Annotated in this window: 3 protein-coding genes and 1 pseudogene; 2 read left to right on the top strand and 2 right to left on the bottom strand. The window is 72.9% G+C overall.

Going from position 1 to position 6,468, the window contains the following annotated elements; all coding sequences use genetic code 11:
- Nucleotides 1–575 (bottom strand): annotated as a pseudogene (locus tag MHY49_RS18595) (hypothetical protein); the annotation flags it as partial.
- Between the two features lie 83 nt (nt 576–658).
- Nucleotides 659–1,909 carry a glycoside hydrolase family 3 N-terminal domain-containing protein gene (locus tag MHY49_RS18590; RefSeq protein WP_239206656.1) on the bottom strand — a complete coding sequence of 417 codons (1,251 nt, stop codon included), beginning with the start codon at nt 1,907–1,909 and terminating at the stop codon, nt 659–661.
- Nucleotides 1,910–1,966: 57 nt separating this feature from the next.
- Here MHY49_RS18590 and MHY49_RS18585 point away from each other — a divergent pair, with 57 nt between their 5' ends.
- The gene (locus MHY49_RS18585) at nt 1,967–4,234 is read left to right on the top strand and encodes a prolyl oligopeptidase family protein (RefSeq protein WP_239206654.1); all 2,268 of its coding nucleotides are present in this window, start codon (nt 1,967–1,969) and stop codon (nt 4,232–4,234) included.
- Complete coding sequence (locus MHY49_RS18580; protein WP_239206652.1) at nt 4,234–5,601, top strand: alpha/beta fold hydrolase; 1,368 nt, start codon at nt 4,234–4,236, stop codon at nt 5,599–5,601. The genes MHY49_RS18585 and MHY49_RS18580 overlap by 1 nt, the downstream gene beginning before the upstream one ends.
- Nucleotides 5,602–6,468: the final 867 nt, after the last annotated feature.

The following is a 6,468-nucleotide window of genomic DNA, read 5'->3' as shown; positions in this document are numbered from 1 at the left end:
CTGCCGACGTTCACGACGCTGTACCAGTTGTTCTCGACCTGGCGGCCGTACCCGTTCACGTTGGTCATGTACGGCAGGGCCTGGTCCGTCCACGGGTACGTCCAGCCGTCGGGCCGCGTGTACTCGAGGTGGCCGCCGCGGACCGTGCGCCCCGAGGTGCTGACGTCGCCGCTCGAGCTGTCGGGGATCGAGCAGTCGGTGGTCGGCTTCTGCGTGAAGATCGGCGGGGGAGGGGCGAGGTCGGGATCCTTCGGGTCGGGGACGTACTCGCCCTCGCCCGAGCTGCTGCGGGAGGCCGCGGCGGTCGGCGTGTGCGAGTCGTCCCCGGTCATCTGCTTGAAGACGGTCTGCGAGAGGATCAGCGCGATCACCGCGATGAGCACCACGGCGCAGACGATGACGGTGATGACGATGACGCGCGCGCGGGAGCGGCCGGTCTCGTCGGGCTTCGCGTAGGGAGCGGTGACGTCCCGGGCCTGCGCGGAGTAGTCGGGCAGGGCCTCGCGCTGCGAGGAGTCGGAGAGGTCGGGCAGGGAGGGGGCGTCGTCCTCCTCCGGTCCCGGGCTCCCCGCCATGTGTGCTCCTCACGCTGCTGTGGTCCGCCGCAGGGATTCTCCCACAGCGGCCCGTGCCCGCACCGTGTCCGCCCAGGGACGGCTCAGACCCCGTCGACGCCCCGGGACCGCTTGACGCGCAGCATGCGCGCCGCGGACTCGCGCACCCGGCGCTCGGCCTTCTCGGAGTCCTGCGCCCACGCTGCGATCGCGTCCACGAGGTCGCCGGCGAGCGACGGGTCCGCGGTGAGCACCACGTCGCCGCCCGCCTCGAGCAGGCGGGTCGCGCGCTCGCCGAGCGGCACGTCCTGCACGGCCGCCGCGCTGCCCACGTCGTCGGAGACCACGAGCCCGTCGAAGCCCAGCCTGCCGCGCAGCACGTCCGTCACGATCGCCGAGGAGAACATGGCGGGACTGCCCGGATCCATCCGCGGGTACAGGGCGCTCGAGAGCATGACCATGTCGGCGCCGGCCTCGATGCCCGCGCGGAACGGCTCGAGGAAGGGATCGTCCGCATCCGTCGTCTCGTCGGTGATGCCCGTCGCCGAGAAGTCGGTGTTCCCGCGCACCCGGCCCAGGCCCGGGAAGTGCTTGAGCGCGGAGGCGGTGTCCTGGCCGTCCAGGGCCTCGACGGCCGCGACCACGCAGTCGGCCACCGTGTCCGGATCGGTCCCGAAGCCGCGGTCGATCTTCCCGACGGGGGCGTTCGCCCGTCCCAGCTCGGGGTCGACGGTGTCCGCGACCGGCGCGAGGGCCGCGTGCAGACCGAGGGCGTGCAGGTCCTCGCCGATGCTCCGGTACGCCGCGGTGACGGCGTCGGTGCCCTCGGCGCCGAGATCCGCGGCCGACGGGGTCCGCCGTGCGGCGTCCCCGCGCAGCATCCGGATCTGCCCGCCCTCCTGGTCCACGCACAGCAGCGGGGCGACGCCGTCCTCGGCTACCTCGTCGTCGACGCCCTCGACCACGGAGCGCACGGCGGCGGCGCTGTCCCAGGTCCCCAGCAGGAAGAAGCCGCCGATGCCGAGCTCGGCGGTCAGCGAGCGCTTCGGGCTCGTCCCGGCGGGGATGCCGGCGAGCACGAGCTGCGCGGCCGCCTGCTCGATCGTCAGGTCCTGGGCGCGCTGCTCCGCGGGATCGGCCGTGGGCGTCGGCGATGAGGGGGAGGACGAGGCGGAGCCGCCGTCGGACGCCGCGCCGCCGTCGGACCCGGAGCCGCCGTCGGACCCGCCCGACCCGTTCGCGCCGCCGTCGGACGACCCCCCGCCGGAGCCCCCTCCGTCGGTGCACGCGGAGAGCGCGGCGACCGGGGGGAGCAGCACGAGCGGGGGAAGCAGCAGAGCGGTGCGTCGACGCATGCCATCGAGTCTGCCACGGGCGCCCGACGCACCTCGCCCGGCCGCTACTGTGGGGCCATGAGCGACGTGGACGCCCCGCAGCCCCAGCTTCCCAGCCCCGAGACCGGCGAGGATCCCTGGCTCTGGCTCGAGGACGTCACCGGCGAGGAGGCGCTCGCCCACGTGCGCGAGCGCAACGCCCGCGCCGAGGCGGAGATCGATGCGATCGCCGACCCCCGCTCCGGAGGAGCCGCCGATGCTGCGGCCGACGGCTCGCTCAGCGAGCACCTGCGCTCCGACATCCTCACGATCCTCGACGCGAGCGACCGCATCCCGATGGTCGTCAAGCGCGGGGAGTTCCTGTACAACGTGTGGACCGACGCCGAGCACGAGCGCGGCCTCTGGCGCCGCACCACGCTCGAGAGCTACCGCACCGACGACCCGGCATGGGACGTGCTGCTGGACGTCGACGCCCTGGGTCGCGAGGAGGACGAGAACTGGGTCTGGCACGGCGCGCAGCTGCTCCGGCCCGCGGAGGGCGAGCGGTACCGGCGGGCCCTCGTCTCCCTCTCGCGCGGCGGCTCGGACGCCGACGTCACCCGCGAGTTCGACCTCGAGGAGCGCCGCTTCGTCCCCGAGTCCGAGGGCGGATTCGTGCGGCCCGAGGCCAAGGGGGACGTGCACTGGATCGACGCGGACACCGTCTGGGTGACGACCGACTTCGGCGAGGGAACGCTCACCACCTCCGGCTACGCGCGCCAGGCGCGGATCTGGTCCCGCGGCACCGCGCTCGCCGACGCCCAGCTGGTCTTCGAGGCCGATGAGCGGGACATGTCCGTCTTCGCCTCCCACGACCAGACCCCCGGCTGGGAGCGCGACTGGATCGTGCAGATGCACGCCTTCTACGACACGACGCTCAGGGTCGTCGACCGGACGGGCGGCGCCGACGGGGCTGACGAGTCTGGGCCCTCGCTCACCGTCGTCCCCGTCCCGCGGGACATGGAGGCCAGCGCCCACCGCGACCTCGCGATCCTCCTCCCGCGCAGCGACTGGCAGGTCGGCGAGGACACCTTCGCGGCCGGCTCGCTCCTCGTCGCCGACGCCGACACCCTGCTCGCGAGCGCCCCGGAGGGGCCGTCGGCCTCGGACCTCCACGTGCTCTTCGAGCCCACGCCCAGCACCTCGCTCGCCGATCTCACCATCACCCGCGGCACCCTGGTGCTCACGATCCTCGAGGACGTCGTGCACCGCCTCGAGGTCCACCACCGCGCGGAGGACGGCGCCTGGGTGCGCAGCGACCTCTACCCCGAGCTCACCGGCGCGATCGACGTGCGCGCGGTCGACGCCGACGAGTCCGACGAGATCTGGGTGACCGTCACCGACTTCCTCACCCCCACGACCCTGCTGCTGGGCGACCTCGGCGAGGTCCCCGAGGGAGGCGAGCCGAGCGAGCTCGAGACCGTGAAGGCCTCGCCCGCGCGCTTCGACGCGAGCGGCCTCGAGGTCACCCAGCACTTCGCGACCAGCGAGGACGGCACCCGCGTGCCGTACTTCCAGATCGGGAGGACCGAGGCGGGCGGAGCGGAGGAGGCCGCGGGCGGAGCCCCCGTCGGCCCCGCCCCGACCCTGCTCTACGGATACGGCGGCTTCGAGATCTCCATGACCCCCGCCTACCTCGGCACGATCGGCAGGGCCTGGCTGGAGCGGGGCGGCACCTACGTCGTCGCGAACATCCGCGGCGGCGGCGAGTACGGCCCGGCCTGGCACCAGGCCGCCCTCAAGGAGCATCGCCACCGCGCCTATGAGGACTTCGCGGCCGTCGCGCGCGATCTCGTCGAGCGCGGTGTCACCGACCGCGACCATCTCGCCGTGCGCGGCGGCTCCAACGGCGGACTGCTCACGGGCAACATGCTCACCCAGTACCCCGAGCTGTTCGGGGCCGTGATCATCCAGGTGCCGCTGCTGGACATGAAGCGCTATTCGCACCTGCTCGCGGGCGCCTCCTGGATGGCCGAGTACGGCGACCCCGACACCTCCGACTGGGAGTTCATTCGCACCTTCAGCCCCTACCACCTGCTCGCCGAGGGCACCGAGTACCCGCCCGTCTTCCTGCTCACCTCCACGCGCGACGACCGCGTGCACCCGGGCCACGCGCGCAAGATGACCGCCGCGCTCGAATCGCTCGGGGCCGACGTCCGCTCGTGGGAGAACATCGAGGGCGGCCACGGCGGCGCCGCCACGAACGAGCAGGCCGCGCGCATGAACGCGCTCATGTATGCCTTCCTGTGGGCGCGGATCGGGGCCGACGGGGGCCGGGCAGGCGCCGACGGGGGCGCTGGAGCCTGATGCGCTCGGTCCCCGAGCTCCTCGGCCGCACCGGTCAGGACGAGCTGCTCACGGTCCGCAACGACCTGATGACCGTGCAGCGGGAGATCTCGGCCGACGACCGCCGGCTGTTCCCCCTGCGCTACGCGAGGGTGAACCCGCCGCGCACCGGCCGACGCGCCGCCGCGGTGCACCGCGACCTCGCCACGCCCGTGGTGACCGTGGTGCCCGACGGGCCGGGCGGCGCCTCCGTCGTCCCCTACGACCTGCTGCGACGCTCGCTCGCCTCCCGCGGGCTCGACGTGATCATGCCCGAGCACCGCGGCGTCGGCCTCTCCCGCCTCGACTCCGAGGGGCACGACCTGCCGCCCCACGCGATGGACGTCGACGAGGCCGTCGAGGACCTGCGCGCGGCTCTCGACCACGCGCTCGTGGGCCGCACCGTCCTCTACGGCTGCGGGTACGGCGCCTACCTCTCGCTCGCCTTCGCCGCCCGCCACCCGGAGCGCGTGGGCGCCCTGGTGCTCGACTCCCCGCTGCTCGCGCCCGACGACGAGCTCATCTCCCAGCGCGCCTTCCGCGCGCGCTACTGGGAGGGGACGGACCTGCGCACCGACACCATCGCCAGCACCCTGCGCCGCCTCGACGACCAGGCCGTGATCGATGCCCGCCGCGCGGGTCCCGTCATCCTCGCCGTGCACGAGTACGGGGGCACCGGGGACGTCCGCGAGCTCGTGGACCAGCTGGCGGTGGGCCGCGGGCAGCTGACCTGGACGAGCGTCTGGCAGGCCCTCACGCAGGAATGGCTGCAGTCCACGCGCTACGTGAGCGAGCCCGATCTGGTCGCCCGCATCGCCCACACCCAGCTCGGCATCGGCGCCCATGCCGACGGCGGGCCCCTGGACCCTCTCCTGATCTCCGGCGAGCAGGCGCGTCAGGTGCCCTCGCCCACTGCGCGCTCCCTCGCCCCCGACCTGCGCACCCTCGCCTCCGGCGTCACCGCGCCCACCCTCGTGCTGAGCGGCGAGGACGACCTCGTGACCCCGCCGCAGATCGCCCGCGACGCCGCCGAGCTCATCCCCGGCGCGCATCTGCTGAGCGTGCCCGGCACCGGCCACGGGATCCTCGACTCCCATTCGCAGCTCGCCCAGATCGCCATGTGGTGGAGCGCCGCCGGGATGGGCGGCGAGCTCCTGGAGCATCGCGAGCGCCTCGCCGCCCTCAAACCCACGCCCACCAGCCAGGTCCTCGCCCACGGCCTGCGCCTGGCCCTCGCCGCCGAGCGCTACTCGCCCTGGCGCATGCGTCTCGAGAGCGCGCGTGCGCGGCGTGCCGAGGCGCAGTTCGATCCGTCCTCGGGGAAGGCCGCGCGGGGGCCGCGGCTGTAGCCGTGGGGGAGTGACGGTCGATGGGCCGGTCGCTGGGGGTGGGGCGGCCGTGGGGAGTACGTCTGGGCTTGCCGGGGCGGTGCCAGACGCAAGGCGGAACGTGGGTCCGTTGAGCCCGGCGCTCTCGATCCGGATGTCATGTGCGGCGTGCGCGCCCGTGGCCTGTGCACCGTGGCTGGCCCGTGCATGACCATGTGATTCGAGCAATCCGGGTGGTGTTGCCGTGGCGCTGGCCGGCGATCGCAGGGACCGGAGTGCGGTGATCAAGTGCCGTGGTGCCGTGGTGCCGTGCCTCCCTCCCTGCTGCCGGGCTGCTCGTCGCGCGGTGACTTCGCTCAGCATGGGGGTGGGACATTCGGGGTTTGGGGTGTGGGTGAGTGTGTTTTGTGGTGGGTAGGTTTGTGGGTAAGTGGGGATTGTGGAGGAATGGATAAAGTTGTCCACAGATTCTCTTCGGCCTCTTGTGGTGTCCGTTTCGTCGGGTATTCTTGGGGGTATAGAACTTCGGGTCTGGTGGAGGGGAGGGAATCGTGCTTGCGAATGGTGATGCGTTCAGTGATGGCGGTGATTCCCTTGCACCCGGACGTGGCGATTGCGAATCGGATTCGTCTGACGCCGCGGATTCCTCGCCTGCTCCGGGTGTGTCGTCGGGGTCGGGTCGTCTTCCGCGGGTGGCGCGGGGTCCGCGTCCGCGGGTGCCTTTGTCGCGGGAGACTCTCGGTGAGCGGACGTTCGCGGTGGAGGGGCCGGATCTGTCGGAGGAGTTGCAGGGGATTTGGGATCTCGCGGTCCGGGAGTCGCGGCTGGCGGCGGAGTTGATGCGGCGTCTGGCGCCGTTGTGGGTGGGACGGGATGTGGAGGGTGCGG

Origin of the sequence: Brachybacterium sp. ACRRE (genome assembly GCF_022346485.1) — a bacterium.
In the GTDB taxonomy this organism is placed as follows: Bacteria; Actinomycetota; Actinomycetes; order Actinomycetales; family Dermabacteraceae; genus Brachybacterium; species Brachybacterium halotolerans.
This window is presented reverse-complemented; position numbering and strand designations above follow the sequence as displayed.

Excerpts from the sequence above, each read along its gene's own strand:
- MHY49_RS18590 (WP_239206656.1), bottom strand. The coding sequence starts at position 1,909 with ATGCGTCGACGCACCGCTCTGCTGCTTCCCCCGCTCGTGCTGCTCCCC.
- MHY49_RS18585 (WP_239206654.1), top strand. The coding sequence starts at position 1,967 with ATGAGCGACGTGGACGCCCCGCAGCCCCAGCTTCCCAGCCCCGAGACC.
- MHY49_RS18580 (WP_239206652.1), top strand. The coding sequence starts at position 4,234 with ATGCGCTCGGTCCCCGAGCTCCTCGGCCGCACCGGTCAGGACGAGCTG.